17 protein-coding genes and 1 pseudogene are annotated in these 16,025 nt (G+C 57.0%); 6 read left to right on the plus strand and 12 right to left on the minus strand.

What is annotated here, in order from left to right; genetic code table 11:
* A partial coding sequence (locus tag PUT78_RS21450) for a type IV secretory system conjugative DNA transfer family protein (protein WP_274354300.1) occupies positions 1 to 1,368 on the plus strand: 1,368 nt, incomplete at its 5' end.
* 30 nt (positions 1,369 to 1,398) lie between these two features.
* Here PUT78_RS21450 and PUT78_RS21455 read toward each other — a convergent pair.
* Positions 1,399 to 1,971 carry an exonuclease domain-containing protein gene (locus PUT78_RS21455; RefSeq protein ID WP_274354301.1) on the minus strand — a complete coding sequence of 191 codons (573 nt, stop codon included), beginning with the start codon at positions 1,969 to 1,971 and terminating at the stop codon, positions 1,399 to 1,401.
* A 219-nt stretch (positions 1,972 to 2,190) separates the two neighbouring features.
* A pseudogene (locus PUT78_RS21460) lies at positions 2,191 to 3,339 on the minus strand (IS3 family transposase).
* Between the two features lie 448 nt (positions 3,340 to 3,787).
* Between PUT78_RS21460 and PUT78_RS21465 the strand changes: the two are divergent.
* The 4 genes from PUT78_RS21465 (at position 3,788) to mobQ (ending at position 9,153) form a co-directional block, all read left to right on the plus strand.
* Positions 3,788 to 5,242, plus strand: coding sequence for a hypothetical protein (locus PUT78_RS21465; protein WP_274354302.1), 1,455 nt, complete (start codon positions 3,788 to 3,790; stop codon positions 5,240 to 5,242).
* Between the two features lie 164 nt (positions 5,243 to 5,406).
* Entirely contained in the window at positions 5,407 to 6,303 is an 897-nt protein-coding gene (locus tag PUT78_RS21470; RefSeq protein WP_274354303.1) for a hypothetical protein, read from the plus strand.
* A 160-nt stretch (positions 6,304 to 6,463) separates the two neighbouring features.
* On the plus strand, positions 6,464 to 7,975 hold the full coding sequence (locus PUT78_RS21475; protein WP_274354304.1) for a hypothetical protein: 1,512 nt from the start codon (positions 6,464 to 6,466) through the stop codon (positions 7,973 to 7,975).
* A gap of 155 nt (positions 7,976 to 8,130) precedes the next feature.
* Complete coding sequence (gene mobQ / locus PUT78_RS21480; protein WP_274354305.1) at positions 8,131 to 9,153, plus strand: MobQ family relaxase; 1,023 nt, start codon at positions 8,131 to 8,133, stop codon at positions 9,151 to 9,153.
* Positions 9,154 to 9,156: 3 nt separating this feature from the next.
* On the opposite strand, the gene PUT78_RS21485 is transcribed toward mobQ, so the two are convergent.
* Positions 9,157 to 9,558: a DUF2442 domain-containing protein gene (locus PUT78_RS21485; protein WP_274354306.1), complete on the minus strand. Its 402-nt coding sequence runs from the start codon at positions 9,556 to 9,558 to the stop codon at positions 9,157 to 9,159.
* The gene (locus PUT78_RS21490) at positions 9,551 to 9,790 is read right to left on the minus strand and encodes a DUF4160 domain-containing protein (RefSeq protein ID WP_274354307.1); all 240 of its coding nucleotides are present in this window, start codon (positions 9,788 to 9,790) and stop codon (positions 9,551 to 9,553) included. Before PUT78_RS21490 ends, PUT78_RS21485 begins: the two co-directional genes overlap by 8 nt.
* Positions 9,791 to 9,923: 133 nt before the next feature.
* Here PUT78_RS21490 and PUT78_RS21495 point away from each other — a divergent pair, with 133 nt between their 5' ends.
* A complete protein-coding gene (locus PUT78_RS21495; protein WP_274354308.1) occupies positions 9,924 to 10,364 on the plus strand; it encodes a hypothetical protein in 441 nt (146 codons plus the stop codon).
* A gap of 85 nt (positions 10,365 to 10,449) precedes the next feature.
* Here PUT78_RS21495 and PUT78_RS21500 read toward each other — a convergent pair whose 3' ends face one another.
* The 8 genes from PUT78_RS21500 to PUT78_RS21530 all read right to left on the minus strand — a co-directional run.
* Entirely contained in the window at positions 10,450 to 11,055 is a 606-nt protein-coding gene (locus tag PUT78_RS21500; protein WP_274354309.1) for an immunity protein Imm33 domain-containing protein, read from the minus strand.
* A complete protein-coding gene (locus PUT78_RS21505; RefSeq protein ID WP_274354310.1) occupies positions 11,052 to 11,867 on the minus strand; it encodes an RHS repeat-associated core domain-containing protein in 816 nt (271 codons plus the stop codon). Before PUT78_RS21505 ends, PUT78_RS21500 begins: the two co-directional genes overlap by 4 nt.
* Before the next feature lie 41 nt (positions 11,868 to 11,908).
* Positions 11,909 to 12,832, minus strand: coding sequence for a transglutaminase family protein (locus tag PUT78_RS21510; RefSeq protein WP_274354311.1), 924 nt, complete (start codon positions 12,830 to 12,832; stop codon positions 11,909 to 11,911).
* A 205-nt stretch (positions 12,833 to 13,037) separates the two neighbouring features.
* Entirely contained in the window at positions 13,038 to 13,748 is a 711-nt protein-coding gene (locus PUT78_RS21515; protein WP_274354312.1) for an IS6 family transposase, read from the minus strand.
* Between the two features lie 285 nt (positions 13,749 to 14,033).
* Positions 14,034 to 14,231 carry a CPCC family cysteine-rich protein gene (locus PUT78_RS23920; protein WP_420793545.1) on the minus strand — a complete coding sequence of 66 codons (198 nt, stop codon included), beginning with the start codon at positions 14,229 to 14,231 and terminating at the stop codon, positions 14,034 to 14,036.
* Positions 14,228 to 14,779, minus strand: a complete 552-nt coding sequence (locus tag PUT78_RS21520; protein ID WP_274354313.1) for a hypothetical protein — start codon at positions 14,777 to 14,779, stop codon at positions 14,228 to 14,230. The genes PUT78_RS23920 and PUT78_RS21520 overlap by 4 nt, the downstream gene beginning before the upstream one ends.
* Before the next feature lie 12 nt (positions 14,780 to 14,791).
* Positions 14,792 to 15,079, minus strand: a complete 288-nt coding sequence (locus PUT78_RS21525; protein WP_274354314.1) for a hypothetical protein — start codon at positions 15,077 to 15,079, stop codon at positions 14,792 to 14,794.
* 1 nt (position 15,080) lies between these two features.
* A partial coding sequence (locus PUT78_RS21530; RefSeq protein WP_337994717.1) for an RHS repeat-associated core domain-containing protein occupies positions 15,081 to 16,025 on the minus strand: 945 nt, incomplete at its 5' end.

The raw sequence follows: 16,025 nt of genomic DNA on the forward strand, positions 1-16,025 counted from the left end.
AATGCCAAGGGCCTCCTAGAGGGCGGCATCGATCTGTTCGTGGCCTGCGGGATCCTCGCCATGGAACGTGGTGAGCCCACCATTGGCGAAATCTACCGCCTCGCCTCCTCAGGCGGTGACAAGTCCAGGCAATATGCGGGCTATGCAGAGGAAGTACGCAGCGCACCTGCAAAGCTGATCTTCGAGCGGCTGGCCTCGACCAATGACCGCACACTGACTTCCTATCTCTCGCTTCTGATGACGTCGGGGCTCAGCGCTTGGGACAACCCGACCATCGACCGCGCGACATCTGTGTCGGATTTCGACTTCGCAAGCTTCCGGCGCAATCCGCAGACAGTTTATCTGGTCGTTTCACCGGACAATATCAAACCGCTGGCCCCGCTGATCAGGCCCTTCTTTTCGGATATGATCGCTTGTCTGCAGGACCATGAGCCGGGCGAGGAAGAACCCTGGCCCGTGATGATCCTGCTCGATGAATTTGATCGCCTTGGCAAAATGCCGATCGTCGCCGAGAGCATCAAGACCCTGCGTTCCTATGGGGGCCATCTGGCGATCATCACTCAGACCATCCCAGCCCTCGACGAAATCTATGGAGAGAACACCCGCCTCTCTCTTCAAGGAGGTGCCGGGGTCAAGCTTTACATGACCCCATCCGAGAAGCGCACGGTCACCGAGGTCAGTGAATCCGCGGGCATGACCACCAAGCGTGTGGTGTCGAAGTCCCGCTCCATGGGGCGGGGCATGTTCGACACCAATGTCAGCGAGCGGACCGAGGAACGCCCGCTGCTGACCGAGGATGAGGCCGCGCGGCTCGATCTTGATGACATCATCCTCGTGATCGACGGTCAGCACCCGGCGCGCGCCAAGAGGATCAAATACTATGAGGACACGAAGCTGCGCCATCTCTTCGAGGGGCAGACAGGGGATTATCCCTTGCCGCTTGGAGGCAAGCTGAACGCACAGGACGCGGCCGAAATCGATGACCGGGTGGTGGCCATCGTCCAGCGGCAGACCGAAGGTATCATCGCCGTGCAGAGGGTTGGAGCGGGAAGCGGTGCCGCGTCAGAAAACGCCATGGCAGAGCCAGTGCTGCGCAGACGGCCACGCGCGAGCGTGTCGCTTCTGACAGGTCTGCTCGATACATCAGACTTCGACGCTGCAAAGGCACCAAGGCGCCTGCCTCTCTCTGTTCAGAGAATGGTCAACGCCAGGCATACCCCTGAGATCCAGATATCGCATCGCCGACGCATGAGCAGTTCTGTCATGGCCAAAGCGCAGCTTATCGCCCCGACGCTCGAGAACTGCATGGCCGTTGAAAGTATAACTGCGGAAATCGAGATGATCCGGAAGCAGGGCAAGGCCGCGTGAAGGAGGCGATCCGAGACGAAGTCTTGGTTATCAATCGTGGCGGCTTAGCGCTTTGCGATCAGGGTTTCCTATCCTATCAAAGGGCACACCCAAATACGCTTCTGCGCGCAAGACCACTTGCGCGGCGGCGCGGGCGTCTTCGCCTGCGTCGTGGTGGTGGAAATCCAGTTTCAGGACTTTCTTGAGGTTCCCTAAACCGTGCCCACCATTGCCCTTAAGCTCGGGCCAGGCGCGGCGCGCGATGGTCACGCTGTCGATCCAGTGGAAGTCGGGCGCATCAAACCCATAAGTGCGGCTGGCAGCATTCACGGCCTGTTTGTCGAAATTGCTGTGTTGAACCAGATGGTGCCGCGACAGGACGGGGAAGAGAAGGACAAGCACTTCATCAAATCTGGGGGCATTCCTGACGTGATCAGGACCAATCCCGTGAAGACGGATGTTGAAGGCATCGAAAGCGGTGCCGGGGTTTACCAGCGTTGAAAAGGTGTAGATCCTGTTGTCAGGCCAAACACAGGCGAGACCGATTTGGCAGATGCTGGCCGGATCGCCGCAGGCAGTTTCTACGTCAAGTGCGATGAAGCGGAAATTGTCATTGGGGATCATGGAGTGCATTCCTGTGCATCCTCGAGTGTCCGGGCAAGGATCAGGCACCCCTCGATGTCATCCAAATCGCGCTGCAACTGTCGAGTGATCTCAAGGTTCCGGCGGTGCTGGTCCATGAGTTCACTAGGGACTGTTGCATTAATCGCAGTGTCTTGCCAACTTTTGCTTTTGAGGTCCAGCGGTAATCTCCCCCTTTTTGACGGGGTGCATCCGTAGAATTCACGCAGCCATTTTGTCGCTTCGCGCCCCCTTCGGGAACAGTTTCATGGCGGGAGTGATGCCGCCGATGCCCATGTTGGGGCGGTCGTTGTTGTAAGTCCAGAGCCATTGCGTGGCTTGATCCTGAGCCTCCTCGATGCTTTCGATGATGTATTGGTCCAGCCATTCATGCCGAACCGTCCGGTTGTAGCGCTCGACATATGCGTTCTGCTGGGGCTGTCCGGGTTGGATGTGCTGGATCGTGACCTTGTGCTTCTCAGCCCATTTTCTCAGCGTTTCACTGATGTATTCGGGGCCATTGTCGACCCTGATCGTGCCCGGCTTGCCCCGCCATTCGATGATCCGGTCGAGGCTGAGTATCACCCGCTCGGCGGGCAGCGAGAAATCAACCTTGATCCCCAGCCCTTCGCGGTTGAAGTCATCCAGCACGTTCAGCAGCCGAAAAGCCCGCCCATCGCCGAGGCGATCTGCCATGAAGTCCATGGACCAGGTCACATTCGGTTTGCCCGGGACCGCCAGAACGTCAGGCTTCTCCCGTTTCAACCGCTTGCGGGGCTTGATGCGTAGGTTCAGCTCCAGCTGGCAGTATATCCGGTAGACCCGCTTGTGGTTCCATGGATGCCCCTTCACGTTGCGTAGGTGCAGGAAGCATAGGCCAAACCCCCAGGTTTTGCGGGCATCCGTCAGCCCTGTCAGCAGATCGGCGATCACCTCATTCTCGTCCTTGAGCTTCGGGCTATAGCGATAGCAGGTCTCGCTGACGCCGAAAGCCCGACATGCCAGTGCAATTCTGACACAGCGTCGTTCTACCGCCGCTTCGGCCATCTCGCGGCGCTGAGATGGCCCTGTCACTTTTTTCCAAGGGCCTGCTCAGGTTCCCTCGGACCAGTGGCGTTCACCTTCGCAGTTCAGCAAATCGTTTTGCATGCTCAGGTCCGCATACATGCGCTTCAGGCGGCGGTTCTCGTCTTCAATGGCCTTCATCTGGCTGACCATCGAAGCGTCCATCCCGCCGTATTTTGCACGCCATTTGTAAAACGACGCGTCGCTCATGCCATGCTCGCGGCACAGCTGCGCCACCGGCACGCCGCCTTCGGCTTGATGCAGGATCGCGATGATCTGCGCTTCTGTGTATCTGCTTGTCTTCATTCGAATTCTCCTCACGCATCTTGCCGAGAAAATTCGTATGCGGCGTCTCTACCCCATTGATTTCGCCGGTTCTCCAGCGCTGACTTGGAGGCGAGTCTCGCTCCGAGGTTTCAGAAGGAGACGTCGATGCCGGATGGTGGGGATGCCCACGGAGCCAAATTGTCCTCAATCAAGCCGCCCTGAGTAAACGAAGAGCGCTTCGTGTTGTGCGTCAAACACTTGATTGATCTAAAGAATCGGGTGATTTTGGTCTCACTGGGCATGTTGGTTGGGAGAATCGGATGATAGTCACATGACTTGGTGGATGAGATACCGGAACCTGATCGTTGCACATTGGCACGAAACTACGAATCAAAGTTCAAGACGCTTGGGCGCTCTAGCCGTTCTTGCAACTCTTTTTCTTTCGTTCCCGCAAGCGGCTGTCTCTCAGGCTGCACTGCCACTTGAGGTGCAGATAGATCTTGCCACACTGGAGCTGGAACGCGCCGTACGTCAGGAAGACCATGCGGCCGTTCTGCAGCAAATCGACCGAATGCGCGATCTGTCGGCTTCCGCTGGAGAGGGCGAAATTCTTTTTTTCGAGGCTGAGGCGGCATTGGCGCTCATTGACTTTGATCGTGCCGAGGCGGCGTTGATCCGCTTTGCGGCAACGGTCGGGCGTGGATCGGAGCTGTATCCTGCGGCGTTGGAACTGATACTCGATATTCCGCGATTGCGCGACGAGCAGGCGGCCCGCGTTGCTGCCGAGGCTGAAGCAGAGCGCCGCCGACAGGCCGCCCTTGAACGCGAACAGGCCAGACTCGCTGCAGCCCGGGCTGCTCAGCGGCGCGACGCGGTCTTAGCTGCCCGACGGGCGGAAGAAAGGCGCGTATTGGCGTCTCGTGAAACGGTCAGGACTGTTCGTTTCATCCTGCACGGTCGGTACTCGGGCAATCTGTATGCCCTTCCCCCGGTCACAACCTTGCAAGAACCCCTGACCAATCAAGAACGGGATTGGGTTTCGCGCCTGCTTGGACAGCGCGAACAAAGGTATATTGATGCGGCGGCCCTTCAAAGGATCCTTAGCCCCCCCTTCAGACCTGCACGGTATGGTGTGCCCACCGGCGCCGGTGTCGAAGTCCACGGTGATTGGGTAAGTTCTCGAATTTCCAACGGGCATTGCCGAATTGAAACGCAAGCGCGGAGCTTCCCTGAGGGCAGCCAGTACGTGCACCCACGGATGTTTTTCGATTTGGGCCCATCAATTGCGGACGGATCTTTGGTCTTCGCGTTGTTGACGCCGGTTCAGTTTCGCGGCGACCGGCCGATTTCAGTACGGGTCGATGACACCTCGTTTCCCGCTGTTTTGCACGACAACGGAAATGTGACTCCGGCGCAGGGGTCTGACTGGTCTGCTGTGACCCGCTCAATCCGCGCCGGCCAACAGATCGAAATCTCAGGCACAGATCGATACACGGATTCAGCGGTGCGGATCGGGTTTTCAGCGATCGGATTCACGCGGGCATTCCTGCATATGGCGGCCGCGTGCAACCGGAGCGATCAGACAGCGCGATATCTGGGCGATGGCAGCGCCCCTGCAATTGGGACCACGACACTCCCCCGTACCGGAGCATTGCGCGAAGGGCCGCCCACCTTGCTCCCTGACACCTGCCTGCTGGTCGTTGCCGCCCGGCGTTCTATGGAAGAGGTCAACAGCTATATCCGTGGCATGCAAGCCCGCGACAGGCAAAACGCCCGCGCCTTCGGCAGTCCGAACGGCTGGATCGCCATAGCGATTGGCACGCTGACACGCAGCACGGCGCTTGACGAGGTGGCGCGCATGGTCCGATCCGGTCGCGTTCCTGACGATGCATATTGCACCTTGGGCGCGCATTTCCTGCGCGAATTTTCGGTACCGCGATGAAGGTCGTCGTACGGCACGAAAACTGACCTTCCTGGTCGCGTGGTCTGGGGGCGGGGTAACTCCACGACTCCTGGTTGGGAGTTGGGAGTTGACAGAGCTACGAATTACTACAAGGCTTGGGAGCATCTCAAAATTGGAGGCTGCGCGATGATGATGCTGGTCAGATGAGTTCCGAATCGAAAGATAGATCCGGAGCGCTATGGCGTTGGTCGTGGCGCGCGCTGCGCTCAAGATTTTCTTTTCCCATGATTGCCTGTGTCGCTGTGTGCGCTCTTGGGGCAAGCCCTGTTCAGGCCCAACAGGCCCTGCCCCTGGAGGTTCAGGTCGATCTTACCCTGATCGAGCTTGAAAGGGCGGTTGGCAGTGGGGATCATGACTCTGTGATTGACCTGATCGATCATCTTCGCAGCCTGTCCCCTGCATTAGGGGCGGGTGAGGTGCTTTTTATCGAAGCCGAGGCGGCTTTGGGGATTGGGAATCTAGACCGCGCAGAGGCTGCCTTGACCCAGTTCGTGTCGTCGGTGGGTCCCGGCTCGGAGCTGTATACGGCGGCGCTCGAGATGCTGCTGGATATGCCCGACCTGCGCGACGGTGCCATGACAGACGGTGCCCGCCCCTCTGGCGAAATCGTGGTGCAGGACTGGAGCGCTCATATCCACGAGACGGCGGATGAGCCTGAAAACCGCATTTGCTCGGCCTCGCCGCGATTTGAACCGCGCGCGTCAATGATGATCAGCCGGGGCAGCGGGTGGATCGCGTTCCATGCGATGGTGGCCGGGTATCATGAGGAACTTGACGGCTATCGCCTGCGCATCGACGGACCCGAAGGCAGGACAGGGATCGCGCATTTCACGTTGGAGCCGTCGTCCTATATGGAGCCGGGCATCGGCGAGCTTCCCTTGAACACGCCGCGCGAGCAGGAGGACTTTCTCGCCGTGCTTGAGCATGCCGAAAGCGCCTCCCTCCTTTGGCCGCAGGGTGACGGCGCGCAGGTGTTGGGAACCTTCAGCCTGCGCGGTGCGGCGCAGGCGATCAGACTGATGCTAGACTGTGAGCTGTGAACACCGCGGCTGGGGCCAATCCCTGCGCCCTTTCTCGCGTGACTCTCCTGGTGCTGGCAGGGGTGGCAAATCGACAGATCACCCTACAAACTGCAATTCACAGAAGTGCGGCGGACTGCGCCCGCACGGGCTAGCTTCATAGGTGATTGAGGTGGCAGCAATGACAATGGCCCGTATTCTCGCCGCGTCTGTGGCCTTCTGGGCGCTTCTGGGCACAGTCGCCGCAGCGCAACTTGATATGGACCACACTGGAACTCTGTCGAATGTCAGAGTCTCCAAGCTAAACCTTGCTTTCGGCGCAAGCGCGGACCTGACCTTTGATCTGGAGTATTTGGTGCGTATCTCGGCATTGATGGGCGCACCGATCGTCAATTGCGGCCTGCGGGTGCGTAGCCTTTCGGGCAGTGTTAGCGTGATGCTACTGGACGAGAGGCGGCAGATCCCCATTACTTCAGAGAATTCCGACGATGTAGCGGTCTTGTATCTGGGTTTTGTGTTGCACCGGTTTAACATCGGCCTGTCTCATGGCTGGATCAGAACACTGACTGTCAATTGTCAGCCCGGCGTCATCGCCCGCGAAGACAGTCAACCGTTCAATGTTGCATCGAACCCCGGTCTTGACAGGTTTTTCTGTGCGAACGCTGAAGTGCCTGCGGTAGACATCCGCAACGAACTGCCGGACATGATGGGCCCCGACTGGTGCTCGGATCACGGCGGCACATTCGTGTCCGCCGATGTCGCGCGGGAACTGTTTCGAGACGGTGCCATGGACGATATTGGCGGATGGGGAGGCTTCAGTCCTCGGGTTACGGCGCTGGGGATAGGGATTGCCGAACTGGTCGGGAATGAGCGGCAGCGCCTGACGGAGCTGTCGCGCGAGCAGGATCAAGCCGATAGAGAAGCGGACGCCACTGCGCGACCAGACCCGTCAACAACCATTGCTCGATTGGCGGCAGAGCGCGCACGGGTTGCCCAAGATGAGGCAGCGAATAGCGAACAGCCCGACGAGGCCACAACAACGCCAGACCCGGTATCGATAATCGCGCGCATGGCCCGTGCGCGGGCCCGTGCGGCCGATCTCAACACACAGGAACCTGTTATTGAAGACATTGTCGCGATGATTTCGCCTGCCTTATCCGCGATGACGGCCCCTGCAGTCACGTTTCGGGAGGAGGGGCCATTTGAAGTTGTTAGAGAGTCTGGCCGGCTGCCCGAGATTATGGAACGCGAGAGTGGCCGTCGTATAGGAAGATTGCCCTTGCACCATGTTCTGGTTCAGGGTCGGTATCTCGTACGGACAGCGCGCTATGACTGTGAGGCGGGTCAGATTCGCATTCCTGGTGTTGATCCCGAAAGCGGACAGGAGAGGACCGCGTTCCAATACTCCTGCAGGCAAGGTTTTGCCGATTTCTTCCTCCACTTTGAAACAGATGAAGACAGGGACAATGATCGCGCAACACATTTTACTCTCAACATTGCAGACGGTGCACGTCAGACGTTCAATCCAGAGCCACCGCCGCCGTGTACTGGCTTGAGGTGGCTGGAAACCGCACGGACCGAAGCGCGGTCATTCAGGTTAGACTTCAACATGGATATCGAGATTGACTTTGGGGTAATTCAGCTGTCCGAGGGGCATCATGCAGGTAGCGTCCTGTGTCTCCAAAGAATCTAGGCCAAGGCAATGTGTGAGGTCTCAACGGGGTAAACCCCAAGGCGACGCCATTCCCCCTTGCCGCAAGCGGCAACATGGGGCGGCGCTTCGCCCGCCCCAAACCCCACCAGACCAGGGCATCGCCCTGGACCAACCGCACAGGCTCACCCGCTCCGATGGCGATCTATCATTTCTCCGCAAAGATGATCTCCCGCAGCACGGGGCGGAGTGCCGTTGCCGCCGCCGCCTACCGGACAGCCGAGCGCATCGAGGACCACCGCCAAGGCTTGGAGCATGATTACTCCAACCGCACCGGCGTCCTGCACACCGAGATCCTCGCCCCTGACGGCACACCGGAAGCCCTGATGGACCGGGCAACCTTGTGGAACGCCGTCGAGCAGGTGGAGCGGCGCAAGGACGCCCAGCTTGCCCGCGAGGTGACGGTTGCCCTGCCCCACGAGCTGACGGACGCACAACGGACCTCTCTGGTGCGGTCCTTCGTGCAATCCGCCTTTGTCGATCGGGGCATGATTGCGGATGTGGCTTTGCATGCCCCCGGAAGGGAGGGGGACGAGCGCAACCATCACGCCCACATCATGCTGACCACCCGTTCCATCGGTGCAGACGGATTTGAGGGCAAAGACCGCTCATGGAACAGCAAGGAGCTGCTGGCGGACTGGCGCGAGAGTTGGGCCGATCATGCCAACACCTATCTGCGCGAGATCGAGGTCGGGCGTGAAATCGACCATCGCAGCCTTGAGGCACAGCGCGAAGAAAAGCTGGACCTCAAGGAGCGGGCGCTTGAGCGCGGTGACGACAGGGCCGCCCACGAATTTGAGATCGAGGCCGTGGAGCTGGACCGCGATCCCCTGCCGGACATTGGCTGGAAGGCGTGGGGCATGGAGCGGCGCGGCATCCAGACGACCGCAGGCGATCTATGGCGCGATGCTTACGGGCGGCTGGAACAGGTTCGTGAGGTTGTGTCCGGCCTGCGCGAGCGTTTTGCCGAGACCTACGCCCGTGTGCGGGAGGTGGCCGAGCATTCCCTGAACGGGTTGGCCGAGGCGTTGCGTGGCGCGGACTTCTCAACGCTTGAGGCCGCGCATGAGCAGGTCAGGGAACGCGACAGGGAGGCAGTACGCAGCATCGAGCAGGAACGCGATATCAGCCGGGACAGGGATGATGGGTTCAGCTTGTGAACATCATGCCTGCTTGCGCGGCCTGCCACCCTTGCGGCCATTTTCACGGGCGGCGGCGGCTTTCGCAGGTGATTTGGTCTGCCCTGCCCGCCGAGCCATATAGGCCTTGGTTCCGAACAGTCCCGCCAACAAGCCGGGGATGGACAGGTCCACATCGAGGGCTTCCCAATGCAGGCCGTAACCAGCACCGAGGATTTCAACCGCGGCGAGGTCTTCGTCCGTTGCAGTCTCCAACCCCTGCGCCACACGGGGTGGAAAGGCGAAGGTGCAACCGTTCGTCAGATCTACGACGATACGGCTGTTCCGCTTGTCATAGCGCACCGCATCCGCGCGCGGTTCAGTCTGCTGCGCGATGTGGCCACGCTCAATGGCGGCATTAATTTCAGAATCTGTCAGTTCAGCCATGGATTTCCCTCCATCTGGCAAGAAACGCCTCTTGCTGGTCCTGGACGATCTGCACGGCCCGGCGCACATCGTTCCCCTTCATGCCCTGGGCCCAAACAAGAGCTGGAGCCCCGTCAGGCCCGATCAGATTGATCTTGACTTGCCCATCACCGAACACATGCACATGGGCCGGCTCATGATCGTCTGTGAAGATGATGACGCGCAGACCATGCGCTCGGTATATGGTGACCATAACTGTATTTAACCTATCATGATAGGTTTTTCAAGAGATGTGCAAACCGCCTATTGGCGGGTGTTTCCGGTGTGTGTATCCTGAACGGTAAGAAAACCAAGGGTAACCCCCGTGTAATACAGGCGGAAACACTATGAAACTGACACTTGGACAGGCGGCAAAGACCGCGAAGCGTTCAAAGGGAACGCTTTCAAAAGCCCTTAATTCAGGGGGTATCTCTGCTGAGAAGGACGACAAGGGTCGCTGGCAGATTGATCCGTCAGAGCTTACTCGGTGGATGTCCGCGAACCCGTTTCCGAACAGTCTTAAAAACCAATCGGAAACCCCAGGGGAAACGCATGAAAGCAGCGCCTTGGGCGTCGAAGTTAAGATGCTGAGGGAGCGGATTGACGCCATGACTGCCGAGCGAGATCGAGAGCGCGGCCAGCTCGTCGATCAGATCGAGGACTTGCGCGCTCGCCTGGACGGAGCGGACGCTGAGCGGGTGCGGTTAAACGCGCTTTTGACAGATCAGCGTGATAAAGAGAAAACGTCAGCGCGGCGGGGATTTTGGGGCCGTGTGTTGGGAGGGTAGGCGAATTTTGATATGGCGCACGACGCGGCAATCCTGCTCCCATACAGAAGGCGTTGCAAAATCGCTCCGTTTTAAGACAAGGGGACTAATTCAGAGATGTGGCGGAAAGATCATCTTTCCAGACATGGCTCGTGCCATTCATTTCAATGTTAAACATCCATCCAATGGGAAGACCAAGAAAACGTAATATATTTAGGTTGTATTGTTGAAGAACTTCCCCAAGAGAAGCGCTCTGAAATGCAAGATTATTTTCTCGATCTGCCGCCGTATAAACGAACCACCCAGATGAAGATTCAGTATCAGGCTTATCGCGTACACCTTCTGTCGTACTTAACATTGGCGATCTAAAAGCGTTTGGTGTGAAAAAAATTTGCTCGTCCAGTTTAACGGAAAACCAAGAGAGGTCTTGTGAGGCACAGACATTGCTTTGCTCTCTCCAAAGCGCAATCGCTTGATCAATATATTTGGTATATTCTTGTCTTACGAAATCATACGCTAGCAACGTTACTCGGTTGTTTTGCGAGACTAGTTTTACAGGCCACATGCCCCAAAAAAAACTTTGACCAACATCAAGTTCTGGAACGGCGTCTATGAAACGCTGTATTCCTTGAATTACATCGTCTTCATAGGCATCTTTGAAATTTAGGGTGATTTCTTCGTTCCCTATATAGATTGAGGGAGGAGTGTTCATTGAGAAAACCACCTTAGAAGGCCCCCTTGGCGAGCTGAACACGAAGCACAATGTGGGTAGTATTGTTGTGGTTCGCGAACTTGATTTAGGCTTGAAGGAGGTTGATGATCTGTAATGGGGTTTCCTGATCGCGTTCCAGCAATCCTTGTTCCGCAATTATGGCATCCATGTTGGTCAAATTGCTGTTGAACTTGACGGCGTTCGGCAGCTGCAGGTGGCCTATTGATACGAGATGCAGGAACGCCACCATTAGGTGAAGCATACTGGCCAACGCCGATACCCGGTGGTAGAGCCGCTGGCTGACTAGCCGCTTCTCTCGGGGTGGCTGCTGCTCTTGGAGTTGAAACCGTGGCAATGCCAGCTGTGGCGGGTGACTGTGCTCCAGTAGCAGCAGCGTGGGCATTCTGTAGCTTGTGCATAACTTCGGCCAAGTTGCCAAAGCCAATTGCTTGATTGTCAAAAAAAGATTGTCTTGAATTGTAGTCGTTGACACGACGTTGCAGCTCTATTGCATATTCGACACGGTCATCGACCGATATATCGGAATTATTGAAATAGTCACGAGCTTGTTCGAGTTCATGTTCAATCCTGTCGCCTTCACTGGCATTGGGATCATTGTGAGGATCGTAGGCTTCGTTGCCATTTGGATCAATTTTGTTAATGGGGTCGTTAAAGCTGTAGGAATATCGGTTTGTGCCAACACCTGGTTGCGTTGGGTCGAACCAATCAGGTTGAATGAACATCGCCGACGCTTGCGAAGCAAAAAACGCAAAGAGCGTGGTCAGAATGAGCTGTTTCAAATTGCGGAACATGGCCATTCCCCTGAAATGTGTAGTTGCAAGCGGACGTTACCCTATCTTTGCAACGCTCGCCAACCCAAAAATTCTGCCCTGTCAAACATGCTTTGGTTGACCCGCTGAAGGTAGGCGAGATAGGGGCGCTGATCTTCTGGAACGTCTTGTGCCGTGGGGTATTTCTCGTGAAATTCCGTGCGCAGCAGGTGGTAGGATGCCGTTGCTTTCTTGACCATGATGTAAGCGAACATCGGATAGTGTTCGATCAGGATATCGGCCACAGCCATGGCGTCGTGATAGCGATCTTGTGCAATCAGCTCCTCCACCACCACAGCGGCGATGACAGCGATGGATTGTTCGTTGCTCAGTGGTGCCAGGAAAACGCCATTGGCGATGGCTTCGTCCGTGATCGGCAGAAGGTCGCGGTAATGCTGATCCCTCGCCGCCCCGGCCCCACTGGTGGCTTCCAGGTTCCAGGTCTTGCCCGCATCATCGGTGAATTTCACGAAAACATGCAGCGGGGCCATGGCGGGCACAACATCCAACCCGAGCCGTTGGCCGAGGATGATGAACAGGAACGGCATGGTGATGCAGTTCCCGCGCCGGTCCTGGATGTAATCTGACAGCAGCTTGTTGCGCACATCGAGGCCGTAGGGATCGTCATGGTCATAGCTGAAGGCGTTGCCATCGTTCCAGGGGCCGGGCTGGTAGATGTAACGCCGGATTGTTTCGACCTTTGCCCAGCTGTCGGCATCGGGCGGCAGCATGGTTTCGATGGTGGTGACCATCTGGTCGATCTGGGCGAGCTGTGCATCCACATCGATGCTGGGATCAATCATGCGATCCACCTCGGTTTTCACGCGGGCAAAATCGAGAGTCTCCAAGTCGGAGGCAAATAGATCGCGCACATCGGTGCGGATGTCGGCGAACGCAGCAGTGGCCGACCACAGGGCGAACACCAGAGAAACGAATATACGGATCAAAATAACCTCAACGTGTGGGGAGAGCTTCTTATCTAAGGGATTTCTGTTTATTGCAGTACGCCAAGAAAGCCGCGCCGCTGTTCTTTGGTGGGTTGCCTTTGGCCGCCTCGCTCTTGGCGAACGCCAGCCAGTCAGAGCGCAGGGCGTAGTAGGGGACTGTTGCGTTAACTTGTAGCGCGCATAGTTTTACTTCGCTGCGTTGATTTCAGGCCGCCAAGCCAAAGAGCTCGTGGACGAAGCTGATCTCGCCCCGGACGCCTGGCTGCTTCGGTTGTATGTGCCCATTCTTGATTGTTCTGATTGCCTCCATCCCCAGCAGTGTCGCCTTTGCACATCGCAAAGATCGGAAGCTTTGGCAGTATCCGAGCAGCCTCTTCAGAGCGGCATGGTCGCTTTCCACACGGTTGTTCAGATACTTGCGGTCGATATGGGTGATATAGTCAAAGTGTGGATCGTAGCGATGGTTGATCTCGCGAATTACCTTTCGATATGTCGGAGCCTTATCTGTGCAAATCGACAAGGGGCGGTGTAGCCGTACACGTTCAATAGCCTTGTTCAGAAAGGCTTTTGCAGCTTTTGCATCGCGTCTGGCAGTGAGCCTGAAATCGACCAATTGGCCGTTGGCATCAATCGCGCGCCAGAGGTAACGCCATTTTCCACCAACGCGGATGTAGGTCTCACCCACGTGCCAATTCAGGCTTGCACGGCTGAGATGACGCTCGGCCCGCCTGGACAGTTCCGGCCCAAACTTTTGCACCCATCGAAAGACCGTCGCGCGATCAACATCCAGCCCTCGCTCGGCCAGCAGGTCAGTCACATCCTGATAGGACAAAGGGTAGCGAAGATACATCCGAACCGCACACAGGATGATCTCCGCGGGAAACCGGTGGCGCTTGAACGGCTGTTTGCTCGACATGTAGAAGTCCCTTCATCAACAACTTCACGACAAGATGGCCGTTAATGCAACAGTCCCGTTTTCTCCATTCGGTCCTGTACCACGCAGGTTGCCATTGGGCAGTGTCGTGTATTGACCTCCAACGGCACTCTCGAAATCAACCTTTGCCCGATCTAGCCCGCCGTCAGCTCGATACTGTGGCTTCCTACCTCCAGCGGCTGGACCATCCTGGTGTGGTCGAACGCCATTGATGCCACCGATATCACGCGGGTCAACTCCCCCCTTTGTGGCAAGTTTATCGCTAGGCTATCTGTCCTCTCCCTTCACGTTTTTCCATTCTTTTTGGGCTTGTCTTAGACTCAACTTATTAGCCCCGCCCGCAAAATCAGGATCTCTTGACTGAATCGGATCGTCTTCCCACCCACAGACAGAACAAATTTCGTATACTCCGGATTCAGACAAGACGCCCGTTTCACAGCAGGGACACTTTATCTCTTCACTCATTGCCTATTCCAATAGTCAATTCCGACAGACGGGCGGAACATTGTTCTCGGAACGCCGTCTGATGTTTTTACAGCGAACGTATTTGTCGGAGGATCATAGATTAGTGTATCCGCGCCCCTTGTCTTTGTGAGAGCTGTGGCAGGTGGGCTCCTCACGAATGTTTGTGCGCCCTCAACATATTGCGCGGCATTGCTATACTCAGGGAATTCCGTGCGATGCTTGTTCCAATGCCCAAGTGCGTTTTCTGGCGATGTCAGTCTTCTTGTTGAAGACCAGCCTCCAACAATCGCGTTGCCCTTACTGTCCACATAGATTGCAGGACTGCCTGCATTATTTGGGGCAATACAACACTCCGGCGCGATCTTGGCGAAGTAGTCAAAATTCCCCAATGTGGCCAATGAGATATCGGCCTGATGGTCCGACGCGGCCCCGCCAAAAAGCTGATATCCCCCCGACGCGGGTTTTGCGCCCACAGGCGCAAGCGCCAGAAGCGCCGCCAGCAGCAGCGCGAGACAGCCTGTCAAGAAAGTGCGAAGCCGTAAGGTCATGGAGCAATATTCTTACGAGCGAGACTCGCGGATTGACGAGAGCTGCCTTTTTAGGTTCTCGACTTGCACGGACAGCAACGTCAAATCGTCCTTGGTAAGCTGTTCATCGCCCATTCCTAAAGCAATGCCGGCAATTGTTTCGATCTCCACGGCAATAGGATCGAGTTGCAAATAGTCCTCGCCAAGAAGGGCGAGTAGAGCCCGCACATCGGATATTCGATTATGAACGGAGATGCTGCTCGCGCCCCACTTGCCATGAACCAAATCTTGCAATTCTTGACTTTGAAAGCGACGATCCATGCTACTGCCTCGGAGCTGTTATAACGGTCACAACATCACCACCGTCATTGGTAATCACGCGAACGCCGTTTGTGGAGCTGTAATATACACTTGTGTTAGGTCGATTTCCGGGGCCGACATAATTTGACGGCGAGATAGCATCTTCTACAACGCTTGGAGGAATACCCCGGTTCTGCATTTGATCCAGCGCATGACCGGAGAATGTCCTGTCCCCAATCGTCGTTGGAGTGTTTCTGCCCGGCTGATAGTTGGGTTGTTCAAGTGGGTTTCCACGGCTCCCGGAGAACCCCGTCTGTCCCCCTGCTCCCGTATTTGTTCCATTCACCCCTATATTGCTACCGCTCCGTGCTGTCTGCCGCACGACCGCGCGGGTGCCAGCGCCGAAACCACCCCCGGGCTCACCCATGCTGTCTATGGCAAGTGCCGTCGCTGCCGCTTCCGTGAAACGAGGATATTTGGCGGCCGCACGGCGCGCCAGTTCGGACCCTGCGCGCAAAATCCCGCGCGCCGCCGCGCCGCCAACCATGGTGCTGGCTATATCGAGGCTCGAGCGTGAATAGGTGTCAGACCCGCCATCGCTGCCATCCCAGCCAGAGCTGGATGTTGGCGCATTTGCATAATCCCCGCTTCCAAGCAAGGCTATGGCAGCACCAATTGCAATGGCTGCGATGGGCACAACATTCCCGTTGGGGTCGAGCAGATTCACCGGGTCGTTGAAGGAGTAGGAGTACCGGTTGGTTCCGACGCCAGCCTGAGTGACCTCGAACCAGTCGGGCTGAAGGAACAGGCCGAGTTTGGGGTCGTAATAACGGGCGTTGAGATACTGCAGCCCCGCATCCTCGTCAAACCGCTCGCCGATCCAGCCTTTGGTCTCAGGCAGGGTCTGGCTGGGCGCAAGGCCTGCGGTCTTTTCTCCCCAGGGATTGAAGCTGTGGTTCTCCACGCG

Origin of the sequence: Roseinatronobacter alkalisoli, assembly GCF_028745735.1 — a bacterium.
GTDB lineage: Bacteria > Pseudomonadota > Alphaproteobacteria > Rhodobacterales > Rhodobacteraceae > Roseinatronobacter > Roseinatronobacter alkalisoli.